A 24,231-nucleotide genomic window follows, 5' to 3' on the forward strand; every position below is an offset into this window, starting at 1 on the left:
GGAGTTTATATGCGACTTTTCAAAACCCGATTGCTGGGTATTTTGCTATCCTTTTTTTTAGTGCAATCTGCCGTCTTTTCTGAAGCCGCTGATTTTGGCGTGGCAGTGCAAGGCTATGATGTAGTAGGATATTTTACGGATAAAAAGCCTGTCAAAGGTAATGGCGATCATGTGGTTTTTTATGATGGATTGAATTACTTGTTTGCCAGTGATGAGCATAAGAAAATATTTACTGAAAATCCTGAAAAATACCTGCCTCAGTATGGCGGCTGGTGTGCTTTTGGTACTTCTGTAGGTAAAAAAATACCTAGCGATCCCTTGGCGTGGGCTATCGTTGACGGAAAGCTTTATTTGAATCTAAATGCAAAAGTACAGAAGATTTGGAGTAAAAATACTCAAGATTATATAAATAAAGCGGATAATAATTGGCTAAAGATTAAAGACAAAGCTCCTTCATCGCTTTAAGTTTTCAAGGGGAGATGTGTGCACTCCCCTTCAAGCCCATCGCTCAATCCATTTACGATGGAATACTTCCGTGATACCGTTTCAACCTGAATTTATTTTTGAAACTGAAGGGATTCACATGTCATCCATCCTCAAACCGCTTGGCGTTTTAGTTTTTTTATTTTCTGCCTGTCATGCAACAGCAGCCATCCGAGTCGTTAATAGCACTTCAAACGATGCCAACACCATTGGAACCTTGCCTTACTGGCTTTTAAACGCCGACAACGGGGATACTATTGACTGTAGTTCGATTGCCGGACAATCAATTATATTAAGCGCTTCACTCCCTGCAATTACTAAAAATTATACGATTAATGGAGCAGGAATCACCATCGATGGTGCCAGCAGCTATCAAGCCTTTCAAATAGCCGGTGGAAGCACTGTCATTAATAACATCAGGATTCAAAATGCCCTTTCCAAAGGGGGTGATGGCGGCGATGGATATTCGGGTGGAGGAGGCGCTGTAGGCGGTGGCGGCGCTTTATATATTCATGGAGATAGCTCACTAGTCCTTGCAGCTTCGAGTCTAATTAGTAATACGGCTCGGGGCGGTAATGGAGGAGCGGCGAATAACAATGGTAATGCCGGCGCCGGTGGAGGCGGAGGGTTTGGAGGTGGAAATGGCGGCAGCTCATTAACTATTGTCTCAACAGGGGGTGGCGGTGGAGGCCATAGCAACGGCGGAAATGGCGGCTCAAGCTCTTTTGTAAATGGCAGCAATGGCATTTACTTTGGAGGGGGTGGCGGCGGTGCTGGTATTAATACTGTAGTGCCCGGCGGCTCAGGCGGCAATGCAAGCCCAACGGGTATATTTGTGGGTGGAGGCGAGTCCGGCGGTAACGGTGGAGGAGGTGCCGGAGACAGCCAGGATGGCTTTGCGGCCACTGGAAGTGGAGGTTCAGGTATACCTGGAAATGGAGGTAACGGTATTGGAGCTGATTTATTATTTGGAGCTGGCGGCGGAGGGGGTAGCGCTTCCGAGACTGGTTTCCCCGGCGGAATTGGCGTAGGTGCCGCGGGTGGCGGCGGCGGTTCTAATTTCTCAGGAGGAGCAGGAGGATTACTGGGCGGCGGTGGCGGCGGCGGTCTTGGTGCTTTTGGAGGCGAAGGCGGATTCGGGGCTGGCGGCGGAGGAGCTGTAACTGGCGGTATAGGGGGTGGCAGCTTCAATGCTGGCGGGGGCAATGGCGCCTCAGACCCTAATGGTATAGGAGGCGGCGGTGGCGGTTCCGGGCTGGGAGGCGCGATTTTCATCCAAAGTAATAGTACCCTCACTATCATCGACGCTCAACAAATTGCCAATAATAGCGCCATTGCCGGAATTGGCGGTTCCTCAACTAATGAAAGTGATCCTGGCTACATTCCTCCCGGCGATGGAGCGGCTATGGGCCATGACATCTTTGTACGCGAGCAGGGAACTATTATCTTTAATCTCAGCAATAGCCTGGCCATTGCTACTGCCATTGAGGGTGATCAAAGCAACGGGCCCAACACGAGTGGCGGATTGCAAAAGCTTGGAAATGGTATTTTAACTCTTAATGGGGCCAACACCTATTCAGGGCTTACTGCGGTAGGTGCAGGCACATTAAATTTGAATGGAAGCGTGATAGGAAACACGGTGATTGGTTCAGGAGGAAGACTTTCCGGTAATGCAACGGTGTTGGGCAATCTGGCCAGCCTGGGAACAGGAAGTATTATACATAATGACATCACTGCCGCCACTAAGTCTTTAATAACGGTTGCAGGAACGGCATCACTGGCAGGCATCCTTGAAATCAACTTAGCTCCGGATGCCCAGCCTGGACAGTATATACTGCTTACTTCATCAGGGATAACAGGGGCTTTTAGTTCCGTCAGATTTTCGGGAGGAACGCCAAATTATTCACTCAGCTATTTACCGGCAGGCGCCCCCACCTATGTGCAATTTAACTTTCTGGGTTACCCCTCCCCCCCTCCTCCGCCCGTTGAAATACCCGCTACAGTAAACGGCTTACCCATTTTAAATCCTGCCGTTGTTTGCTGCGGCAGACCCGTTATTCTAGGACCGTTACCCGTACCAGGAGCAGGCCCTACCTTTTATAGTGTCATCAATCAAACGGGAAATGTCCTATGTCAGATTGGGCAGACAGCGTCTCAAACCTATCTGAAGATGCATGGCAAGAATGGTTCTTGTACCATTATTGGCAGAAAAGAAGGCGTTAACTCTAATCCTTTACTCGTAATCGCAGCCTGAAGAAATGATTCAGAAAATGCCCTGCGGGTGCTTAAAACCACCCGCAAGCGTCTCATATCTTTTAAATAAGGAACCCAGTAATAACGCCTGCCATTGTTGCGTAAATACGTGTGCAGGAGGCCGTCTTTGCGAGCGTGAGCGAAGCAATCCAACTCCTACCCTGCTCAAGGTTTGATCTGGATTGCTTCACTTCGTTCGCAAAGACAACAGCTTATTGCCTGGTTCTATTTACGCAACAACGCCCTAACCTTTAACAATGAACTTAAAATAATCAATCAAATCCTCCAGATCGTCATCTTTTAAACCCACATAACTGGAACCGCTCATGCGAGAATTCGGGAGCTTTCGTACAGAATCCGGATTTCGTATGAATTGTTTCAGTCTCTTTATGTCAGGATAATACTCAAAGATAGTTTAGGCTCCTTGAAACCGGTAAAACTAGGGAAGCCTGTCAATAAGATTTTTTATTTCATCGTAGTTAAAAAAGTTTCCCAGCATTAGGCTGGATTTATTTTTGAGAATATCACCAAATGTCAGAAAATGTTTTTCGTAATATAGTGAATCCAAATAATCAATCAGACTTTTTTTAAAAAAATCGCCAGACTTTTTGCTTTTTTTAAATTGGTTCAGATCAACAATTTTCTCTCTTTTTTCAGACTCCTCTTCTCTAATATTGACCTCCTTATTCAATTTATATTTATAGAGCGCCTCTATTTTTCCAACTGCTGCTGCATCTACTTTCAGAAATTGAGAGAGTGTGGTCAGGAAACATAAGTCTTTATATTCATGAGTTTGTTTATAGATGTACTCTTGCGACCAGTGGGTGTGTAAAGCGGCTGAAGCCGTATCTAAAACAGCTCCAACAGACCATTCCGGCTGATTGCGTTTGATTTTGTTCTCATTCCGCCAGACAAATTCCAGACCTTTCGCCAATGCAATTATTAGGTCATCAACCAGAGTTCTGTCTTTTGCCTGGAATAGATAATCAGGATAGCGCTCCCTGGCCTGTGCAGCCCAGGTATCGAATAGTAATTTTGCTGTGGCTTTTATTTTGAAAATTAAGTGGGATTCAATAACAGCCTTAAAATAAACAGAATTTTTATCTATTAATATTCCCCTCGGGTCATCTTAGCAATTTACTTTCAATCTATTATACCCAAAAATTTTATTAAAAAACCATTATGGTCACGGTAATCTACATTCAGAGCAGCCTGATTATTATGCAAATTTTGCCCAAAGACAGTCATCAGGACGAAGTTCAATGCCGAACGTGACCCGCGAGATGCACATGGTTTAAATTCACTGCCATCTGCCAAGTGACTGCTCCATAGTACCTACTTACCGCGCATAAAGTGCGGTATCCAGGCAATGCGTCTGATTGGCAAGCATTTTAAAACTCACTACCATTGCTATGGATACCCCGCATAGAGCGGGGTACGTAGCTCTTACGGTGTACGGAGGTTCTTGCGGAGTACGTAGGTTCTTACGGGGTACGGAGGTTCTTGCGGAGTACGTAGGCTCTTACGGGGTACGTAGGTTCTTACGGGGTATATAGATATTTAGGCGGTATTAGAGCTTAAATGATATGCAGGCATTTTGGCGGATCATAAGCGGTGGGAATGAAATGAATTGTAAACGCCCTGCTATTTAGCTTCTCGGGCTCCTTTTTGTTTACACTTCCAGGTTTTTTCTTGTCTTTCTCCTCGTTGTACATTATAGTTCTGCCCAGTTATTTATGCCTTTAATTTTAGCACTCTGATAAAATATGAAGGCATTGGTATTGCACGCAAGATGCCAATTGGATGTAATTTTATACGGATTTTTTATGGAAATAATAAATACAAAAGATTTCGAGAAGGAGGCTCGACATAAATTAACTCAACCCATTTATGATTTTATCGCTGGAGGCGCCGGCGATGAATATACTATGAACAGGAATGTTGAGGCATTCAGACAGATTCAACTTGTTCCCCAAATCTTTAGAAGCAGCAGCCATACCGACACCAGCATTTCCTTATTTAACCATCAATTATCACATCCTTTCATGGTGGCCCCTTCGGCATTTCACTCCTGCGTCCATCCAGAAGGCGAAATAGCAACCGTTCGGGCAGTCAATCAAATGGGCATCGCGATGGTTCTAAGCACGATGAGCTCGACAAGCCTTGAAGCTGTAGCCAAAGAAGCCACTTGTCCCCTATGGTTCCAGTTATATATTTTTAAAGATCGAAGTATTACCCAACAGTTAATCCAAAGAGCTGTCGCAGCGGGGTATACTGCGCTTGTTTTAACGGTAGACGTTCCTATTATGGGAAATCGTGAGCGCGATCAACGCAATCGATTTAAATGGCAGGCTCCTTTTACCTCAACCCAGGCGATAACATCCGCGTTCCTGACAGAATCCGATGTAAAACAAACAACTGATGCATTATTTGCATCCGATCTGTCGTGGGATGATATCGAATGGTTAAAAGCACAAACCGATTTACCTATCATTTTGAAAGGGATTATGCATGAAAAAGATGCAGAAATAGCAATAAACCTGGATATCGCGGCCCTCGTTATTTCAAATCATGGGGGACGGCAATTAGATTATATGCCCTCCACTATGGAGGTATTACCCCCTATTGCCAAACAAGTGGCGGGAAAAATACCGTTATTAATTGATGGGGGATTTCGCCGGGGAATTGATGTTTTCAAGGCCATCGCATTGGGAGCGGATTGCATTCTATTAGGGAGAAGTGTTCTTTGGGCTTTAGCTGTCAATGGAACGGAAGGTCTTAAAAATTTATTTGATTTGTACTCCAAAGAACTAAGTGAAACCATGATTTTCTGTGGTTGTAAAACAATTAACGATATAAAAATACACGGCAGAAACAGTATTCGTCTACTAAAAGGAAGTTTCTTTTAATGGAAAACATTGATTACATTGAGCTCTATGTCTCTGATTTAGAAAAATCAGTCGCTTTTTATGAAAGAACATTTCGATTGGTTCCTATAGCCTGTTCAGACCAGGACGATTATTCCTCCGTTTTGGTTCAACAAGGGTCTATACGCTTAGTGCTTACTTCGGCTAAAAAACCATCCAGCCCTGTCGCTCAGTTTATTGATACTCATGGTGAAGGCGTTAAAGATATTGCCTTTTCCACTCCTCAGGTAGAACATCATTATCGCATTGCCATACAAAAAGGATGCCGCTCTGTTTTAGCGCCTTCTTCTTACCCAACAGGCCAGGAAGTGATCCATAAGGCGACGGTTAGCGCCTTTGGTACAGCCACTCATACCTTTATCAGCCGTACCTCCGAAAATAGCACCACCCTGCCTTTTTTTGAACCTATAGAATCAGCAAAAATACAAACTTCCGCATTAAATGCCATTGATCATATCGCCATATGCGTTAATGTGGGTGAGGTCGACAGTTACGTTAATCAGTATATTGATACCTATGGTTTTAAACAGTCACACGAAGAACAGGTCATTACAAACTACAGCGGAATGAAATCCAGGGCAGTCCAATCAGCGAATGAACAGATAAAAATTGTCTTTGTTGAACCTGTTACCGGTTTAAAAACATCGCAGGTTGCAGAATTTCTTCAGCAATTTGGCGGCCCGGGAGTACAGCATATTGCCTTTTCCACAGAGGATATTGTTTCTTCAGTACAACAACTTCGAGCGTCTGGTCTGGAAACATTAGCTATCCCGAATGAATATTACAATACGCTTCCTGTCAAAGAGAGCGACTGCCGAATACTTCGTCAGCATTCTATTTTGTTTGATACCAACGAGCAAGGTTCACTTTATCAAATATTTTCAAAATCTGTGGTAGCCCGCGCCACACTATTTTTTGAAGTCATTCAACGGGTAGGCTGTACTGGTTTTGGCAGCAATAATATCAAAGCGCTTTTTCAGGCCATAGAACAGGAGCAATTTAAACGTGCAACTGCGCTCATGTGAACATCTGAAATTAGCTGATTGGGTGAAGAACAATCCTCCTTCCGTTATGGAGGAATTACTCGCTGGCTCGTCTAAAGAACAATGGATTTCCCTCGCCTTAGGCCTGCCGGCTGCTGCATTATTTCCAACGCATTTTATTGAAGAAGCCTTTGAGGATGTGCTGGCGTTAAATCATTCAGTATTCCAATACCAGCCTCCTTTAGAAGAATTAAAATCGCATGTAAAACATATCATGGCCCTGCGCGGAGTACAGTGTCATGAAGATCAGATTTTATTAACCGCGGGTGCTCAGCAAGGGATTAGTTTAATCACACGATTATTACTAGAAGCACAGAGCAGAGTTGCCCTGGAAAAGCTCGCCTATCCAGGTTTACTGCAAGCATTAAAACCGTTTACACCAGACATCCTGACGATTAACACTCATATGAAAACGGGCATTGATCTGGATGAGGTGGAGACTGCGTTTAAAAGAAAGCGGCCAGCTTTTCTGTATCTGGTCGCTGATGGCGGCAATCCTCACAGCCTTACTCTTAATGACGAACAACGTAAAAAACTAGCCTACCTTGCCGCAGAGTATGAAGTGCCCATTATTGAAGACGATCCCTATGGGTTTTTAAATTATCAACAACCCAGATCGCCTATAAAAAAATACGCGGATGACTGGGTCTTCTACATAGGTTCTTTTTCTAAACTTTTGGCTCCTGCATTACGCGTTGGCTGGATAGTTGCCCCCCAATGTACGATGCGCCATTTGTCCTCATTAAAAGAATGCAGTGACATTAATACAGCGAGCTTTAATCATCATCTTGTTAATGCTTTACTCAATAAAAATATATTTGAATCACAGATTCAAACATTACGAAACTACTATGCAAAACAGCGAGACTGCCTGGTAAATTCTTTAACACAGTATTTAACGTCTGACATCACATTCAGCATTCCTGAATGTGGCTTTTTTATTTGGGCGTACTTTTTGGAAAAAATAAATACAAGCCGTTTACTGCAGGAATCACTCAAACAAAACGTGGTTTTTGTTCCCAGTGAAGCCTTTGCAGTAACCCCTGACAGCACTATCTACAATGGCATGCGCTTAAATTTTTCTTATCCCAGTGAGTATGAAATTGAAGAGGGCATAAAACGTTTGAGCCTATCCCTCCAGGCATTAATCAAGGAGTAACCCGATGGGAATTTATTATTCATTTGTTGCTGTATCGAGGAACAATAGCGACGATTTACTTGAAATATCTTCAAAAACTTTAGAACCTCACATCATTATTAATACAACGTCCTGGAGTTTTTTATTTAAAGGACAGAGCAAGCTCCCAGTTCAGAATGTTCTACATAGCCATGGCTCTTACGATTATTTTTTCATCGGTGAAGTATATAATGTGGCCGAATTGAGGGTTCTTCTTGCCAGGTATTCATCCAATGCTTTGACCTGCGCTATTCCTGAACTGCTTTATCTTTTATATGCTTTTCACGGAAAGCAAGCCTTTTCTCTGGTTGATGGCCCATTTACATTTATAAAATGCCGCGATAAAGAATTAACAGTCATTACAGACGCTCTCGGCTGCCTGCCGGTCAATGTCATTTTTAACTCCTCTGTCTGGGTGAGCTCTGAGTTAAAAATGCTTGCTAAAACAAAAGCGGTTCAATTTGATTTTATTGCGCCAGAACAATTAATCGCGATTGAAAATAAAAGCGATGATTTCTTGCCAATTAAAAATGTCCGAAAAATAAAGCCTGGACAAGAATTCAGCATTCATTGGGACGGCCAGAATCACCCCTATGTTAATGCAGTTGACTTATGTACCTTGGCCTTGGGCAGAGATCAAAACATGGAAGCCGCGGAAGCCAGCCGCATCGTATTTCAGCTTATTGATAATTCATTACAGAATTGTATTCAAAATTAATCGCATATTTCCTTACCCCTCTCAGGCGGTATCGATTCAAGCCTTATTGCCGCATTGATGGCCAAAAAAGTGGAACACTTCAGCACTTATTCAATAGGCAGTGAAGAAAATAATGAATTTCCGTTTTCAAAAATTGTTGCAGACCATTTAAATACAAGGCATCAGGAATTCATTTTATCTAATAACGATATTATGAGAGGTATAATTGAAGCTATTTTTTATAATGAAATATTTGATGGCCTCTCCGCTGAAATTCAATCGGGCTTATTTAATTTATATCGATTAGACGCAGGAAAAAGCAGTGCCATGGTCACAGGCTATGGAGCTGATTTAATTTTTGGAGGGGTATTAGATCACACATGCTCCGCTGAACGGGTTAATCAATTATTATGGGAACAAATATACAGGACTCGCTGGACAGGAGAGTTTTCAAACTTTGGCGCTTTACACTATGGAATAAAAATTAAGCATCCATTTTGGAATCTTAAATTAATCAGTTATTGCTTGAATTTAGATCCCTCACTCAAACTCGCGAGAGGCGAAGTTAAAGTATTCGTTCGTGATCATCTGCATAGTCAACAATTGCTTCCAGATGCAATAACCTGGAGGAAAAAAATCGGTATTCATGAAGGCTCATCAAAGAATAAAATTTTTGCTCAGCTAATTGGAGTGGACACTGCCAATTATGAAGCAAAATCCCTGTTTAGTTACGAATTATACAAGCGTTTTTTAACTGGAAGCCCGATTCCTGAATCCTTGATGACTTCCGATTTTCGTCAATTAGTAGCCTAAGGATTATAATGACAAATTTAGTATCTATTGAAGACAGAGCGGATATTCGCATACTGACTTTTAATCACCCCAACCAGCATAATCCGTTTAATAATGCTTTAGAAAATGCAGTAATCGATGCATTAGAAGAAGCAGACAAAGCACCACAGATTAATGCGGTGGTGGTCTATGGAGGAAAAAATCGTTCCTTTAGCGTCGGTGGTGATTTCAATGAGGTAAAACTTTTTACCGGCGGAGAGGATGTTGAACAATGGATTGATAGAATTATTAATCTATATTTAGCAGCGCTTAACCTTAAAAAGCCAAGCATTGCCTGTTTAGATGGTTTCTCAATCGGGATTGGTTTTCAGCTGGCTATGATGTTTGATTGGCGCATCATGGCGGACACGGGTGTTTTAATCATGCCTGAATTAAAACACGGAATAGGATGCACCATTGGAGCGGCCATCCTCTCTAAAGTATGTGGTTACAACGCAATGAAAGAGATTATTTATGGTTGTGAACCTATTAATCCAGAACGCGCATTGGTCTATCAATTGATTAATGAAATTCATCCCGCGGAACAGGCTTTGGAGCAAGCTGTATCACATGCAAAAAAAATGTCAGCTTACTCGCAGGTTTCTTTTCAAAATACAAAACGTGCTATCAATAAACCCATGATTGAAGCGCTATTACGTACGGCTGAAGAATCTAAAAATACCCATAAGGCATGTTTTGCTAATAAAAGCGCAGAACAGCATTTCATCAAAATACTTGGCGAAAAATATTAGATGAATACCCAGCAATTCAATACCCTTATAGCGGATGAAGAGATACCGGATGGACTTATCGATTCATTGCAGAAATGTTGGTTAGAGCTATTCAATTCTACAAGTATCGATCTCAATGAATCATTCTTTCATTTAGGCGCCGATTCTATCACTGTATTGAAGCTGCTCTTTCGTATCCAACAACAATTCGGGATCCGCTTAGTTTTCAGGGATATTTTTGAAAACCCAACGATAAATTTACAGGCACATTTAATTAAATGCAAAACGCATGAATTATCATAATGAATATTGACTAAAAGGCAGTAATTTAACATGAAGCATTGCAGCACAAATACCGGGAGAAAAATGAATACTAGCCCAAAAAATCATCCAAAATCATTGCGCGTTTTCTTCGCAACCGAGATGTGGGAGCGTTACGGTTTCTACGTGATACAAACCTTGCTGGCACTTTATCTTGCAAAACACTTTAATTGGAATGATAAAGATATTTATGCTCTTGTAGGTTCCTTTACAGCTCTCACTTATGTTTCGCCGGTTTTAGGCGGCTGGGTTGCCGATAAACTACTTGGCCAGAAAAGAACGATCATTACTGGAGGGATTATCTTATTCTGTTGCTATTTACTATTGGGATTTATCGATTCCAACTTTAGCTTACTCTGTTCTTTAGCAGGGATTTCCGTTGGCACAGGTTTATTCAAGCCTAATATCTCCTCTTTGCTCGGCAATGAATATGCAGATGACTCCAATCAAAGAGAAAACGGGTTTACCATTTTTTATATGGGCATCACTCTGGGGATCATTTTTGGCTGTACTTTTCCAAACCAATTGACCTACTATTTTGGATGGCCTGTGTCATTTATTAGCGCAGCCATTGGCATGCTATTTGGATTACTAGTCTTTGTTTTGGGCATTATTAAATATCAGATAGACGATTATGCCGCCTACGAATATTCATTTAAAAATATTCTATTAGCAGCTCTGGTAGTGGTGGTTTTATGGTTGGCCTCGTTTTTTATTCTGACCTACACAACCTTAGCCAATTTTGCATTTGCCGGCATTGTACTGCTCTCAGCGGGTTATTTTGCATACACAATAAAAGAACAATCATCCTATGATGCACGAAAAACAATAGTCATTAGCTTGTTATGCATTATTTCCATTATTTTTTGGGCTTTTTATTTTCAAATGTTTTTGTCATTCACTTTGTTTATTGCACGAGTGGTGAAACAAAACTTATTCGGATTACACTTCCCTCCACCTTATTATGTGAGCATTCAAAGTTTTGGCGCGATTGTGTTTGGTCTGTATTTATCTCGACGGAAATATAATGCCGTAACCCGGCATGCAGGGATTCAATCAGCGAATAAATTTCTATTGTCGATGTGTTTTATGACCGCGGCCTTTTTATCGCTAACCCTTATCTGCAGAACCAGTGAAAACGACCTGCTGTTATCCCCCCTGCTGTTTATTCCTATTTACCTAATGATCTCGTTAGCGGAATTATTGTTATATCCGATTGGACTTTCAATTGTCACCGTGCTCGCACCCCGTAAAAAAGTAAGCACCATGACAGGCATTTTTTTCGTCTCCCTGGGGGTCGGAGGTTTTCTGGCCGGGAAGTTAGCTGAATTAGCAGCTGTACCCCATCAGGAGTTATCTTTGCCGGTATTAAAAGCCTATTATGCCTCTGGCTTTAGTACGATTACCTGCTTATTGATAGCCGCTCTTTTTATATGCTTTATTTTGAATCGGCTCATAAAACGCTTGCTATCTAATGCCCCTGCAGAATATCAAAGTGCTGGAGATCATTTCGCTGAAAGTCAGATTGAAGCGTGTTGATACAGGAGAACAGTATGGCTGCATCTGGTTTACAGACACTTGAACTCTCAACCGCTCAAAGAAACATGTGGCTTCTTAATGCATTGGATAAGGAAAATACCTCCTATGTCATTACTTTAGCTTATGAGCTCGAAGGTCCGCTTAACCTTCGGGCCTTAGAGCAAAGTATCGAGGTGGTCTGCGAGAGACATCCTCTCTTAAAAAGCTACTATCCCTCTGAAGAGGGAGTGCCGGTTAAAAAGCAGGATTCGGCACTTCAAATTAAACTTGAGCAGATGGATCAATCTTCCTTTGGGTTTTCAGATAATGAAATCCTCGATTATGTCAATCAATTAGCCAATCGTGTCTTTGATATTAGCAAACCGCCGCTTATTCGATTTTGTTTGATTAAGTGCTCCGAACAAAAGCATGTTCTCATTTTTTCCATGCATCATATTATTTCCGATGGATGGAGTTTGGGGATATTACTGAATGATTTGAGTGAAGCGTATAATGCGTATAGTTCCAATAGAACGCCAGGTTTTAGCCGGAACTTAAGCACTTATGAGGAATACATCCAACACCATGATTTTTCTCGTTTAAGTGAGACAGAGCGTAAAAAGATTCAATCCTATTGGCAGGAGCATCTTGATGGCTATGAAGTGGTCAACTTCCCCTATGATAATTCCAGGCTGCCGACCCAACAATTTAAAAGCAAGAAGTACGAGGTTTTCATTGATCTCAATACAACTATGGCCCTGGAATCATTGTGTGTAGAGCATTCAGCGACCCTTTATATGGGCTTAATGACTCTCTTCTGCCTCATTTTAAAACGTTATACAGGCCAAAATGATCTCATCTTGGGAACACCAGTATGTAATAGACCTGCTCCAGAATTTGAACACACGGTCGGTTTATTCGTTAATTCTCTGGTTGTTCGACTGAAATTTCAAAAAAATCCCAGTTTTATTGAGGCCTTGGCTGTCGTCAGAGAAGAAATGCTCCAGGGGCTTGAACACCAGGATATGCCTTTTGACAAACTGGTTGAGTTGATAAGCCCTGAGCGCACTATAGGGAAAAATCCCATTTTCCAGACCATGTTTGCCTTACAAAATGCATACAACAATACCCTGGATTTTAATCATATTCATTGCACAGAACTTTTATCCGATACCGCTCTCTCCCGATTTGATCTGGAATCCGTTTTTTGGCGTACCGCCCAAGGGATAAAATGGCGAATCGTTTATAACGAACATCTGATATCCGATCGAAAATGCAAAGCCATGGCCGAGCATTTTAAAAATATTCTACAGGACATTATTCAGACACCGACAAAACCATTAAATAGCATTGCCTATTTAACTAAAAGCGAAGCAGATTATATCCAATGCATTTCGCAGGGCGCTTCCAGCATTCCGGATAGCATTTCCTGCATTCACGAACTCATTGAACGAAATGCAGGTATCTGGAGTAATAAGCTGGCAATTAAACAATGGGAAAATGACCGCTTAACTTACCAGGAGCTAGATACCCAATCTTCGCAATTAGCCAGAATTTTATTCAAGAAATATTCCACAACTGACGAACAAATTCGAGTCGCTGTACGAATGAAACCTGGAGTGGAATTAGCGATAACATTACTAGCCATTTTAAAAGCGGGAATGATCATTATTCCATTGAATTACGATGATCCAGAGGAGCGTATACACGCGATTATTAAAAGCGCCAATACGGATGTGGTCATTGTGGACGGCCTCAGGATGAACATCCCTGAATGTATTACTTATGACTCACTTTATGCGCTTTCAATCACCTCTCAGCTACAGCTTGTCTTGCCCAAAGTATCTCCTGAGACACTCGCCTATATTATTTTTACCTCAGGAACTACAGGGGATCCCAAAGGGGTAATGATTGAGCATAAAAGTTTAACCAATACTTTACTCGCCTGTCAGAATGCCTTTATGTTCAATGAAGCGGATGTTTTTGCCTGTGCCTCCGTCTTTGCCTTTGACATCTTTTTCTTTGAGTTTTTTGCTGCATTAATTGCCGGGGGAACCACTTATTTTATTAATAAGATGGAGCTGCTGGATCCAGAAATAATTAGCCTTATTATTCCAGAAATTACCTGTATGCATCTGGTTCCAGGTGTCGCTCATAGTGTAATCAATTTACTCCAGGCTCATCACCTGTTTTCATCCCCGACTATGCGCCATTTTGCAACAGGAGGCGATTTAGTTAACCAAAATCTGCTGATAGAGCTTAGAAAACAATTTCCTAATGCCGAGCTTAGCGTGTTATATGGCCCCACTGAAACGGCTATTCTTGCATCGCGCTATATAGTTAACAGCCAAAACTGGGATGGGAAACATCCGATCGGTAAGCCGCTGGATAATACGATTATTTTAATTGCGGATGATGCAGGTAATCCGCAGCCTATTGGCATTCCTGGCATGCTCTATATTGGCGGTCCTGGTGTTTCACGCGGCTATATCAATGCACCCGATTTAAATCAGGAAAAATTTGTTAGCATCCATAATGAGCGCTATTTTAAAACTGGCGATATTGCACAATGGCTTCCCAATGGAATCATTGATTTCATAGGAAGGAGCGATAATCAAATAAAAATCAGAGGTCACCGTATTGAGCTCGGTGAAGTGAACGCATGCCTTAATTCCTATCCAGCGGTAAAAGAGGCAATCGTTTTAGTCGATATGGCAGAGAACCATAAACAGTTAATCGCTTATGCTGTTCTAAAAAAAGAAGGTCCAACGCAGGAAATACTGCAGGCACTTAAGTCTCATTTGCAATCAAAACTACCCCATTATATGGTCCCCAATACCATTGTTATTTTAGATAAGTTGCCGTTAACCAAGAATGGTAAAATAGATAAAAAAGCTTTGTCAGCTTGTAGACCGATCGTTTCATTGGATGAGCATTCAAATCAGGCACTCAATGCAGTGGAACATATTGTTCATCAAGTGTTTTGTCAGGTTTTGAACTTAAAACAAATGAGTGCCGACGCCAATTTCTTCGATATGGGCGGCAACTCTCTGTTATCAATTCAGGTGGTGATTAAATTAAGGCAAAAAAATTTCTTAATTAAACCGCAGGATTTATTTAAATATCAGAGCATTACGGCACTTAGTAAGGCGATTCAACAGGTACATCCAACGCCAATAATAAAGTCAGAAGTGGATTCCAAACAACATTCTACAGTCCGCTATAAAGACCAACCGGGTATAAAAAACATTTTATTGCTCGGCAGTACTGGCTTTTTAGGTATACATCTTTTAAATCAACTCGTGAATTGCAATGTACGCATTTACTGCATTATCAGAGGAACTGCAGAACAAACCTCGTTAATGCGTTTAAGAGCGCTTTATCAGTTTTATTTTCCTGAAGAACGAAATGCGCTGCTTTTTAATAAAATCATTGTATTAGATGGCGATATTAGCTTTCCTGATTTTAAACTGAGCCGAGATAAATATACAGAGTTAACAAATACAGTCGATACCATTATTAATGCGGCCGCGAATGTGAACCATATTGGGCCAAAAGAAAATCTGACGTCGGTGAATGTCGATGGGATCCGAAATCTAATTAATTTATGTACCCTTGGCTGTGCCAAAACCCTGCACCATATTTCCACTGTCGGCATTAAGGGTTTATATAAAGAACAGCCGCTTGTTTTTGATGAAAGCATGCTTCATGTGGATCAAATTCATACCGAACAATATTCTGAAAGTAAATATGAAGCAGAGTTACTGATTCATCAGTATATGCAGCAAGGCGGGCAAGCAAATATCTATAGAGTGGGAACGATAGGACCTCATTATCACAGCGGATCGTTTCAAAAAAATATAGAGCAACATTTCCTTTCAAGATATATTCATTCAACTATTCAATTAGGTTTAGCCGGCTGCTGGCAGGATGAAATCCTTGATATTACCCCTGTGGACAGTTTGGCAACAGCCATCACCCTGTTCGTATTTAATTCGCAATATATCAACAAAACCTTTCATCTCGTATCACCTGACACCATTTCTTATTATGAATTGGTCAGATTTTTACAAAATTGCGGTTATCCGATACGAATGATTGACAACCAGGAATTTAAAAACAAACTATTTTCCCTCAATCATTCAGAACAAGGTGAACAGGCATTAACAGGGATCATTCAACTTCTGGACAGCCATGAGTCACCTCATAACCAATTAAGCTGCGAGTCGACAACTAAAACCCTGCTTTTTTTGGAGTACCATTATCCTGAACTGACCAGCCGCTATTTAAGCAAATTCATGCAACATGGCATTCGTCGGAATTATTTTCCCAAGCCATGCTATTGGGATGAATTAATCAGCTATCCCGCTTTAACCCTTAATTCGTAACTGCTCACCGCCTACGTACCGCGCTTATGCGCGGTATCCCGTGTTGGTAAAAGAGTAGTTACCCTTAATCAATAATTTGTAAGGATATTCATTGTGGAATACAGGCAATTAGGTAAATCAGGACTTCAGGTCAGTGTACTGGGTTTAGGCACATGGACTACGATTGGTGAACGGCTTGATTTAAATGCCTCCAAAGCGGTATTAGATTGCGCGTTTGAGCAAGGCATCAATTTTTTTGATACGGCAGATGTCTATAATAATGGGCAGTCAGAGCGTGTTTTGGGGGAATTATTAAACTATTTTAACTGGCCCCGTGAAGCGTATGTCATTTCCAGTAAAGTATTTTTTGGATTAGGAGCTAATCCAAGGCCCAATACCTATGGCTTAAGCCGTAAACATATCATCGAGGCCTGTCATGCCTCTTTAAAGCGCCTCAATCTCGAGTATCTGGATCTGTATTTTTGCCACCGTCCCGATCCGAATACCCCTCTTTTAGAAACCGTGCAGGCAATGAGCAGCTTAATCCATCAAGGCAAGATATTGTATTGGGGAACCTCTGAATGGACCGCGGCTCAATTATTGGAAGTGTACCAGCTTACAGAGAATAATTCCTTTCTTATTCCCCCTATCTCAGAGCAAAGCCAATATAACTTATTTGCTCGCGAGCGGGTTGAGAATGAACTAACGCCTTTATATGAGAGTCATGGTTTAGGAATTACCGTCTGGTCGCCTTTGCGTTCAGGATTACTTGCTGGCCGATATAATAATGGCGTCCCCCCCGACTCAAGACTTGCGGCTAAAGAGAATGAAGCCTCACGACGGGAAGTAATGGGACACAATGAGGACGAGCGCATCTTCCTTGTGAACCAATTGACAGACTATGTACAACAGGAATTAAACATCAGTTTAGCGGAGCTTGCATTAGCATGGTGCCTTAGAAATAAAAGCGTATCTTCCGCAATCATAGGGGCATCGACTGCCAGTCAAATTATTGATAATTGCAAAGGGATCTCTTTTGCAGAAACAATGAATACCGGCATTATGCGAAAGCTGGATGACATTATGCTGAATAATGTGTACGCGACATAACCGAAGAATTCATTCCTTGATATTTAGGGCGGCATAAGCTGTATTTTTGAAGTCTTAGCTTCATGTGAGCTAGTCCGCATATGTTTCACCCAATCCTTAAAAGCTTCATCTTCGAACTGTTATATACCAAAACTATTTTTGTGAGTAGGTTTTTATTGGAAAGTCTTCGAAGGGAGTTTTGTGCGGCTGCATCGGTTCTTTTCCGTATTATTTAAGGCTGTCAGGTACGACGCCGCCACTTTCGGCAAGCTTAATCATAACCTGCTTGTGGAGCCAGACATTCATCTCAGCCGAACCGTCGAGGGCTCCAGTATAGCCAAGTTCCTGGGCAAGCTGCTTGCGGCTGCTAAGGCTTGAATCGAGGTTCAGTAGCTTCATCAAGTCGACAATGGATTGTTTCCAATTGTAGTCCTTACGACCAGTAGTATCGGCGATCTTTTGGATCATCGCTTCGACTTCAGCTCCTGTCATCGGCTTTGGGGTGGAGGGGGCTGCCGTCGTGTTGCCGGCGGTGACCGCTGCTGTAGCTGCTTTTGCAGTACCAAAAATTGCGGAAACAATGCTACCAAAAATGCTCATGACTTCCTCCTTGACTAAATTCCGAACGCATCCTGGCGCCCGTTCTTGGGTTAAGTCTAGTGCCCAGTTTCTGATCTTACAACCGTCTGTTGATAAAAATTGTTTTTTCCAATAAGACGTCTATTAGCCACAGCATTAACCGCATAATTAATCTTAACAATAGAGGGCCTCCCAATGTATGGAAACCCTTTTATTGCGGTTTAAGTACAGACCTGCTTATAAATGAGCTATCCCACTAAATTAGGTAGTCCGGAAATCATGTGGCCCACATCATCCGGATTTTTAGCCCTATCGTACCTGTGTGAATCTACAACCGTTCTCAGCAGCTTTTTACACGTTTCAGGATAATATCTCTGTACAAACTTTTTTGAAGTGGCCTGAAGGAAGGTAATTTTAAGCAGAAGAGTGTCATCACCAACTAGCCCTTCGTCTATTTTAAAATCAGTGCCCTCCTTAAAATCAGAATTTCTGCTTTCCTTCATGAAAGTTTCTCTATATTTAGGCTCGAGAAACCAAACTATTTTCGTGGATTCTGGTGAGGCGCTGCGTTTATGTAAGGCGATACTTCGCTCTACTGTTTCAGGAAAACAGACGGCCAGCTCTGATAGGGTAAGTTGTTTATAGAAACAAATGACATACCAGTCCATGCCTGTCTCGAAAAACTTCGCATCAATTTTACGGTCTGGCATCTCCCCGTAAACACTAAGGATCTCATATTTAAGGGAACTGTGCTTTGCTTCCTTATCGAATATTGGCAGCACTTCCTCTGTAACCAACAAATGAAACACCGGTTTTTTAAAACGATCAGTTTGCTTAAACCTTTGTATTGATGACGTTTCCTTATTTTTATAACAGGAAAAAAGGGAGCAGGACCAGCTATCTGTTGAATATTTTCTGGCAAACAGTCCAGGCCCTTCTTTCGTTAAAAACAAGAGGGAATTGGAGGAGTCATTTTCATCCGTATAACGGTAAACATCGACTACATCATCCGTGTCGTCAACGGGAATTTCCTGGAATAGGGGATAATACAACTGTTTTTTTTTCAAAGGCATAAAATATTGCCCTTCTGCAAGAGAATCCAGATTCCTAACTTCAAAAGGCAACTGCTTCGGTGCTCTAAACCCAATTTCTCCTTGTTGTACGCCATAAGCCAGCGCATGCGGATAGGCGTCTTTTGCTTCGTAAGAACAAAAACTCATTAAAATTGCATGTTTATTCAGCCATTTCTGAGAAACTCTAATTTGTTCAACTGGCATATATATCCCCCCCATCATTCAAAACAATCACACAAAAAGAGTACATTATACACAAAACAGACAAAATAAGCACAGCGAAAGCGCTATTAACCGAACGTATTGACTCATACTGCCAAAATATGGCAACAGCAACGTCTCGTGAAATGCTTTGTCCCGCAAAAAATCATCTCTTAGCCCTGCCACGCAATTCGTAAAGAATATAAGCTGGAAATCGCTTATTCCGATTACGAAAGAGACAGCCGGACAATGGTTCAAGGGGGTAATAAAAGTGGTAACGGCAAGCTCGGGGAATTATAAGCCGTGAACTAGGATATTCTCATTTGAATATCACTAACGCTTATTTAGGCTAATTATCTTACACCACGCTATTAGAAACAGAATGGCCTGCTTTGTATTGCTCAAGCATTTCATTCCAAAGCAATCGAATATTAGAACTTGAAATAGGGATATTGCTTGCCCGTGCAGTTAGGAAACCAGCTTGCTCACATGAATTCACGAATGAAAATAGTCCATCAAAATATCCATTAATATTTAAAATACCAATGGGTTTTGTTAATTCTCCAATTTTTATTGCATTCCATGTCTCAATTGCTTCTTCTAACGTTCCAAGGCCGCCAGGCATCACAACAAACATATCAGATATTTTTTGCATCATAGCCTTACGTTGCTGCATGGAGTCTACAACATGTAATTCGTCTAATATTTTTAAAGGCTTTTCTTGTTCGAAAAGTCCAACCACTGGTCTATGGCTAGGTGATTCAAAGAAAGAGCGCATTATTGCTTCAACACTTGCATTAGCTTTAAGAAATTCGATTGCGGAACAACTTGGAATCTCTGCTGTTGAAATGGGGTTTGGATATAGATTAGATAAAGACTTGGAAACAGGCCAAGGCCGCTCCGTATGTCAAATTTTTGATAATGTCAGTGGAGGAGCAGGATTTGTTCTTTCTGGAATAGATGATATTGTCAGTTTACTTAAAAATGCCAGTGAAAAATTAACTTGTACGGCTGACTGTGATAATATTTGTTCTTTTTGTTTAGCAAATCAAGATAGTCGTGTCGAGATAGAGGAACTTAACAGAAAGGTAGCGAAAAGCTGGCTTGAAGATAATCAATTGATTACTCACCTCCATCTTCCTTTGTCTCTGTCAACTATTGAAGGTGCTACATATTGCTCCATAGGTGCTCAACGTTTCTTACGCTCAATAATCAATAAAATTGATACACATAATGAATCCACAGTAATTCAAATAGCGCTTCGTGGCAGTCCAAAAGATTGGGATCTTATAAACCCATCATTTCGTGAAAAAATTCTCAATTGGCAATTGATAGATAAAATTAATATTCACATAGGCATTTATGATGTAAGTTATTTATCTCAAGACATAAAAGAATGTTTAGCTACTCTTGTTAAAATAGGAATTAAAGTATTTGAAATTAATTCTCAATGGGACAAGTATAAAGTACCACTTATTGCTCAAATAAGTAATTCTTCTTCCACTTACAGTTTATTCTGTACCAGTGATTTACCCAGCCAACCTGGAGAAAATTGGCTCGATGCCAATCAATCTTCTATTTGGGTTACTTCTAAGCTAATTCCAATAATACTTACAAAACAGATTGATACTGCTAATTGGAACATAGTTGATCCTGGCGCGAGAGTTCTTAAAGTTTCAACAGAGTTAGACGGACCTGTTAAAAATTTAAAAAATCGCATAGAAAAGTTATTCTCTGAAATGGCACCAGAGTTTTTTCAATTAATTCAGGATGATAACGCTATTAACATCACATATTCAGATCGATATTTAAAGTCCCCTTGGTCCATTATTTTATTAAGTTCATTCTTACAAATATTTAAAAATGATAAATTGAGTCGCTTAAAAATTCTTACTGTAGAATCAAATAACTTATTACAACCCAATAAGATTCATCATGATTGGAAAGCCAACAATGAATTATCTGAAATGATAAAGATATGGTTAAGTAATAACTTTAAATTAATCCCTGAAATAATAATAAAGTCAGCGAATAGAGAACTACAGCATAGTAGAGAAATATCTATAACTTGGGCCTCTGGTCTTAAAAGTAAAATTATCCTAGATCAAGGCATGGGGTATTGGCAAATTAATATGCCACATAAATATCTTTTAGATTTTGATTTCCATCAAAACCATAATGAACAGCTTAACGATATGATAAATAGATTAAAAGTTGCTAGAATGATAGGGAGTAATCAGTGGCCTACGTATATCACCATTTTATCTAAAATGTAGTAGTTCAAACTTGATCTGACAGTTGCCGGTTTTTCAGAAGTGTCTGTCAGGTCAAATTCAGTTTATAAATTTTTCCATCCAGATTGGTTTGCTATCCACCAAAGTTTGTATTGGGGTTCGTCCACAACACATTTTGCCCTGATGGGTTCGCTCATTATTGTAGTAATAAAGCCATTCGTCCAGATCTTTCTGAAGTTCATCAAGATTATCGTAAAGTTTCTTACGGAATGTCACCTGGTAAAACTCCTGTAAAATCGTTTTATGGAAGCGCTCGCAGATCCCATTGGTTTGTGGTGATTGCGCCTTGGTTTTTGTATGCTCGATGTTGTTAATCGCTAAATACAGCTGGTAATCATGTTGCTCGACCTTCCCGCAATACTCAGTACCTCTGTCGGTTAAAATGCGCAACATCGGCAGTTGATGGTGCTCAAAGAAAGGTAGAATTTTGTCATTAAGAATATCCGCTGAGGTAATTGGGGTTTTAGTTGTATACAAGTTGGCAAATGCGACTTTGCTGTAGGTATCAACGAATGTTTGTTGATAAATCTGGCCTACACCTTTGAGAGTACCCACATACAATGTGTCTTGAGAACCCAAGTAACCAGGGTGAGCTGTTTCAATTTCACCGCAGGCCTCATCGTCCAATTTCTTTCGCTCCAAAGCAATAACCTGAGATTCAGTTAGGATGATACCCTCTGATGCCACCTTGGCCTCCAGCGCTCTTAATCGTTCTTTGAAATTCTCCAAATTATGTCTTAGCCATACACTTCGTACGCCGCTGCCAGAAACAAAAATTCCCTTCTTTCGTAGCTCATTACTGGTGCGCTGCTGCCCATGAGCTGGATATTCTATAGCATATTCCTTTACGGCCAGCTCAATCGACTCATCAATTCGATTCTTGTGGTTGGGTTTCCTGCGGGTTTGATCGAATAATGCGTCTACTCCACCTGACTCTACTGCTGATTTGTAACGATAAAAAGTATCTCGCGACAAGCCCATTACTTTACAGGCTTTAGATACATTGTCTAATTCTTCGGCTAAATTAAGCAATCCAACTTTATGTTTAATTATTTTAACGCTATTATCTATTATGAGAGTTTTCCTCTTGGTTTGATTTAAAGTTCGCACTTCTATCAAAACCGGAAACTCTCACCTTTTCAAGTGATTGTGTCAGATTAAGTCAAAACTAATTCAATTAATATTTAAAAAACCAATGGGTTTTGTTAATTCGCCAATTTTTATTGCGTTCCATGTCTCAATTGCCTCTTCTAAAGTTCCTAGCCCGCCTGGCATCACAATAAACATATCAGATATTTGTTGCATCATTGACTTACGTTCCTGCATAGAATCTACAATATATAATTCATCTAAGCATTTTAACGGCTTTTCTTGTTCAATAAGATGATGAGTAATTATCCCCACTACCTTTCCACCACATTCTTTCACTGTATTAGCAAGAAGGCCCATCATCCCTAAACTTGAACCACCATAAACTAGAGTCAAACCCTCAGCTGATCCTCCCCCAAAAACTGGGCCATTCTAAACTAGAAAATCCTGACACTTATTAACTTTCTGCCTGAACTGATTCGGTGTTAAATTGTTCAGGGAAGAATGGGGTCTGAAATCATTATAATCCTGTCGCCACTCTTCAGTTTTGTTTTAGCATCTTCAAGAGAAAGAAACCAGTGACTGTTCAAACATTCATCACGAAAACTACCATTAAATGATTCAATGAATGCATTATCTGTTGGCTTCCCTGGTCTTGAGAAGTCAAGGGTAACTTTTTCTGATAGGCCCATTTGTCCAGTATTTTAGAAATAAATTCCGGTCCATTATCAATCCTTATGCTTTTTGGCCGCTGTTTTCCATTACCCTGAGCCCCTCAAGAACACAGGCAACATCCTCGCCCCGGATAGCCTGCCCCACGTGAATGGCAAGGCATTCCCGACTAAAATTATCCACTATGGTTAAAGCACGAATTCTCCTTCCATTAAACAGGCTGTCGGAAACAAAATCCATACTCCAGCACTCATCTAAAGCAGAGGCAAGCGACCGGTCTTCCCTGTGAGCGCCTGCTACATTACGTCGTGGACGTTTCCTGCGAAGGTTAAGACCCTCTTCGCAATAGATACGGTGAACTTTTTTATGATTGATAATCCACCCTTCTCGCTGCAGCAAAACATGTATACGCTGATATCCGTATCTGACTCGTGTTTCAGCAATCTCCCGAATCCTGTGCCTTACAACAGCATCTGTGCCACGGCGAGAACGATAATGGTACACACTCCGGCTTATCATCAATACCTCACAGCTCTTGCGGATACTTATCTGATAACTGTCCTGGAGGATTATTGCCAGTTCACGTTTCTTCCGTGGCTTTAAAGCTTTTTTGACAGTACATCCTGAAGCATCTGTTTATCCAGACTTAGATCGGCGACCATCTGTTTCAGACGTCTGTTTTCATCTTCCAGCTGACGTAGCTTTCTTAGCTCCGAGGTACCAAGTCCTCCATACTTCTTCTTCCAGATATAGAACGTTGCCTCACTTATCCCCATCTTCCGGCAAACTTCGGACACACGTGTACCCAACTCCGCCTGCTTTAACCCAAACATGATTTGTTCTTCTGTAAATTTGCTTTTCTTCATGGCTAATACCCTACCTTTTG

At 41.1% G+C, this 24,231-nt stretch carries 18 protein-coding genes and 2 pseudogenes; 13 read left to right on the forward strand and 7 right to left on the reverse strand.

Annotated elements, in window-relative coordinates; all coding sequences use genetic code 11:
• The first annotated feature begins 9 nt into the window (after positions 1–9).
• Both DYH61_RS12690 and DYH61_RS15705 read left to right on the forward strand, forming a co-directional pair.
• Positions 10–465 carry a YHS domain-containing (seleno)protein gene (locus DYH61_RS12690; protein ID WP_058507876.1) on the forward strand — a complete coding sequence of 152 codons (456 nt, stop codon included), beginning with the start codon at positions 10–12 and terminating at the stop codon, positions 463–465.
• A 70-nt stretch (positions 466–535) separates the two neighbouring features.
• Entirely contained in the window at positions 536–2,737 is a 2,202-nt protein-coding gene (locus DYH61_RS15705) for an autotransporter-associated beta strand repeat-containing protein (protein ID WP_058507877.1), read from the forward strand.
• 438 nt (positions 2,738–3,175) lie between these two features.
• On the opposite strand, the gene DYH61_RS12705 is transcribed toward DYH61_RS15705, so the two are convergent.
• Positions 3,176–3,670: a hypothetical protein gene (locus DYH61_RS12705; protein WP_058507878.1), complete on the reverse strand. Its 495-nt coding sequence runs from the start codon at positions 3,668–3,670 to the stop codon at positions 3,176–3,178.
• A gap of 892 nt (positions 3,671–4,562) precedes the next feature.
• On the opposite strand from DYH61_RS12705, the gene DYH61_RS12710 reads away from it, so the two are divergent.
• The 10 genes from DYH61_RS12710 to DYH61_RS12755 all read left to right on the forward strand — a co-directional run bounded on the left by DYH61_RS12710 (position 4,563) and on the right by DYH61_RS12755 (position 17,458).
• Entirely contained in the window at positions 4,563–5,645 is a 1,083-nt protein-coding gene (locus DYH61_RS12710) for an alpha-hydroxy acid oxidase (RefSeq protein WP_058507879.1), read from the forward strand.
• On the forward strand, positions 5,645–6,688 hold the full coding sequence (gene hppD / locus DYH61_RS12715) for a 4-hydroxyphenylpyruvate dioxygenase (protein WP_058507880.1): 1,044 nt from the start codon (positions 5,645–5,647) through the stop codon (positions 6,686–6,688). Before DYH61_RS12710 ends, hppD begins: the two co-directional genes overlap by 1 nt.
• The gene (locus DYH61_RS12720) at positions 6,669–7,865 is read left to right on the forward strand and encodes an aminotransferase-like domain-containing protein (protein ID WP_058507881.1); all 1,197 of its coding nucleotides are present in this window, start codon (positions 6,669–6,671) and stop codon (positions 7,863–7,865) included. The genes hppD and DYH61_RS12720 overlap by 20 nt, the downstream gene beginning before the upstream one ends.
• Before the next feature lie 4 nt (positions 7,866–7,869).
• Positions 7,870–8,601 (forward strand): carbapenam-3-carboxylate synthase domain-containing protein, encoded by a 732-nt coding sequence (locus DYH61_RS12725; RefSeq protein WP_058507882.1) that lies wholly within the window; start codon positions 7,870–7,872, stop codon positions 8,599–8,601.
• A gap of 6 nt (positions 8,602–8,607) precedes the next feature.
• Positions 8,608–9,393, forward strand: coding sequence for an asparagine synthase C-terminal domain-containing protein (locus tag DYH61_RS12730; RefSeq protein WP_256595725.1), 786 nt, complete (start codon positions 8,608–8,610; stop codon positions 9,391–9,393).
• An 8-nt stretch (positions 9,394–9,401) separates the two neighbouring features.
• Positions 9,402–10,163 carry an enoyl-CoA hydratase/isomerase family protein gene (locus tag DYH61_RS12735; protein ID WP_058507884.1) on the forward strand — a complete coding sequence of 254 codons (762 nt, stop codon included), beginning with the start codon at positions 9,402–9,404 and terminating at the stop codon, positions 10,161–10,163.
• Positions 10,164–10,445, forward strand: a complete 282-nt coding sequence (locus DYH61_RS16005) for an acyl carrier protein (protein ID WP_058507885.1) — start codon at positions 10,164–10,166, stop codon at positions 10,443–10,445. It begins immediately after the preceding gene.
• A gap of 63 nt (positions 10,446–10,508) precedes the next feature.
• The gene (locus DYH61_RS12745) at positions 10,509–12,002 is read left to right on the forward strand and encodes a peptide MFS transporter (protein ID WP_065236156.1); all 1,494 of its coding nucleotides are present in this window, start codon (positions 10,509–10,511) and stop codon (positions 12,000–12,002) included.
• Between the two features lie 14 nt (positions 12,003–12,016).
• The gene (locus DYH61_RS12750; protein WP_058507886.1) at positions 12,017–16,369 is read left to right on the forward strand and encodes a non-ribosomal peptide synthetase; all 4,353 of its coding nucleotides are present in this window, start codon (positions 12,017–12,019) and stop codon (positions 16,367–16,369) included.
• Positions 16,370–16,462: 93 nt separating this feature from the next.
• Positions 16,463–17,458, forward strand: a complete 996-nt coding sequence (locus DYH61_RS12755) for an aldo/keto reductase (RefSeq protein ID WP_058507887.1) — start codon at positions 16,463–16,465, stop codon at positions 17,456–17,458.
• Positions 17,459–17,665: 207 nt separating this feature from the next.
• Here DYH61_RS12755 and DYH61_RS12760 read toward each other — a convergent pair whose 3' ends face one another.
• The 3 genes from DYH61_RS12760 to DYH61_RS12770 form a co-directional block, all read right to left on the reverse strand.
• Positions 17,666–18,037, reverse strand: a complete 372-nt coding sequence (locus DYH61_RS12760; RefSeq protein WP_058507888.1) for a DUF3597 domain-containing protein — start codon at positions 18,035–18,037, stop codon at positions 17,666–17,668.
• A gap of 227 nt (positions 18,038–18,264) precedes the next feature.
• The gene (locus DYH61_RS12765; RefSeq protein WP_058507889.1) at positions 18,265–19,293 is read right to left on the reverse strand and encodes a hypothetical protein; all 1,029 of its coding nucleotides are present in this window, start codon (positions 19,291–19,293) and stop codon (positions 18,265–18,267) included.
• Positions 19,294–19,648: 355 nt separating this feature from the next.
• Positions 19,649–19,966: an LOG family protein gene (locus DYH61_RS12770; RefSeq protein ID WP_234999739.1), complete on the reverse strand. Its 318-nt coding sequence runs from the start codon at positions 19,964–19,966 to the stop codon at positions 19,649–19,651.
• On the opposite strand from DYH61_RS12770, the gene DYH61_RS12775 reads away from it, so the two are divergent.
• On the forward strand, positions 19,965–21,566 hold the full coding sequence (locus DYH61_RS12775) for a DUF1998 domain-containing protein (protein ID WP_162263996.1): 1,602 nt from the start codon (positions 19,965–19,967) through the stop codon (positions 21,564–21,566). The genes DYH61_RS12770 and DYH61_RS12775 overlap by 2 nt on opposite strands.
• Here DYH61_RS12775 and DYH61_RS12780 read toward each other — a convergent pair.
• From DYH61_RS12780 to DYH61_RS12790, 3 genes and pseudogenes are all read right to left on the reverse strand, one after another.
• Positions 21,527–22,655 (reverse strand): annotated as a pseudogene (locus DYH61_RS12780) (IS481 family transposase). The gene DYH61_RS12775 and the pseudogene DYH61_RS12780 sit on opposite strands and share 40 nt — an antisense overlap.
• A gap of 102 nt (positions 22,656–22,757) precedes the next feature.
• Positions 22,758–23,069, reverse strand: a complete 312-nt coding sequence (locus tag DYH61_RS12785; RefSeq protein WP_234999737.1) for an LOG family protein — start codon at positions 23,067–23,069, stop codon at positions 22,758–22,760.
• Between the two features lie 36 nt (positions 23,070–23,105).
• Positions 23,106–24,211 (reverse strand): annotated as a pseudogene (locus DYH61_RS12790) (IS3 family transposase).
• Positions 24,212–24,231: the final 20 nt, after the last annotated feature.

This window comes from Legionella quinlivanii (assembly GCF_900461555.1).
GTDB classification, from domain to species: Bacteria; Pseudomonadota; Gammaproteobacteria; order Legionellales; family Legionellaceae; genus Legionella_C; species Legionella_C quinlivanii.

What these genes read in the sequence shown, in the direction of transcription:
- DYH61_RS12690 (WP_058507876.1), top strand. Translation starts at nt 10, where the DNA reads ATGCGACTTTTCAAAACCCGATTGCTGGGTATTTTGCTATCCTTTTTT.
- DYH61_RS12710 (WP_058507879.1), top strand. Translation starts at nt 4,563, where the DNA reads ATGGAAATAATAAATACAAAAGATTTCGAGAAGGAGGCTCGACATAAA.
- hppD (WP_058507880.1), top strand. Translation starts at nt 5,645, where the DNA reads ATGGAAAACATTGATTACATTGAGCTCTATGTCTCTGATTTAGAAAAA.
- DYH61_RS12725 (WP_058507882.1), top strand. Translation starts at nt 7,870, where the DNA reads ATGGGAATTTATTATTCATTTGTTGCTGTATCGAGGAACAATAGCGAC.
- DYH61_RS12735 (WP_058507884.1), top strand. Translation starts at nt 9,402, where the DNA reads ATGACAAATTTAGTATCTATTGAAGACAGAGCGGATATTCGCATACTG.
- DYH61_RS16005 (WP_058507885.1), top strand. Translation starts at nt 10,164, where the DNA reads ATGAATACCCAGCAATTCAATACCCTTATAGCGGATGAAGAGATACCG.
- DYH61_RS12745 (WP_065236156.1), top strand. Translation starts at nt 10,509, where the DNA reads ATGAATACTAGCCCAAAAAATCATCCAAAATCATTGCGCGTTTTCTTC.
- DYH61_RS12750 (WP_058507886.1), top strand. Translation starts at nt 12,017, where the DNA reads ATGGCTGCATCTGGTTTACAGACACTTGAACTCTCAACCGCTCAAAGA.
- DYH61_RS12760 (WP_058507888.1), bottom strand. Translation starts at nt 18,037, where the DNA reads ATGAGCATTTTTGGTAGCATTGTTTCCGCAATTTTTGGTACTGCAAAA.
- DYH61_RS12765 (WP_058507889.1), bottom strand. Translation starts at nt 19,293, where the DNA reads ATGCCAGTTGAACAAATTAGAGTTTCTCAGAAATGGCTGAATAAACAT.
- DYH61_RS12775 (WP_162263996.1), top strand. Translation starts at nt 19,965, where the DNA reads ATGGAGTCTACAACATGTAATTCGTCTAATATTTTTAAAGGCTTTTCT.
- DYH61_RS12770 (WP_234999739.1), bottom strand. Translation starts at nt 19,966, where the DNA reads ATGCAGCAACGTAAGGCTATGATGCAAAAAATATCTGATATGTTTGTT.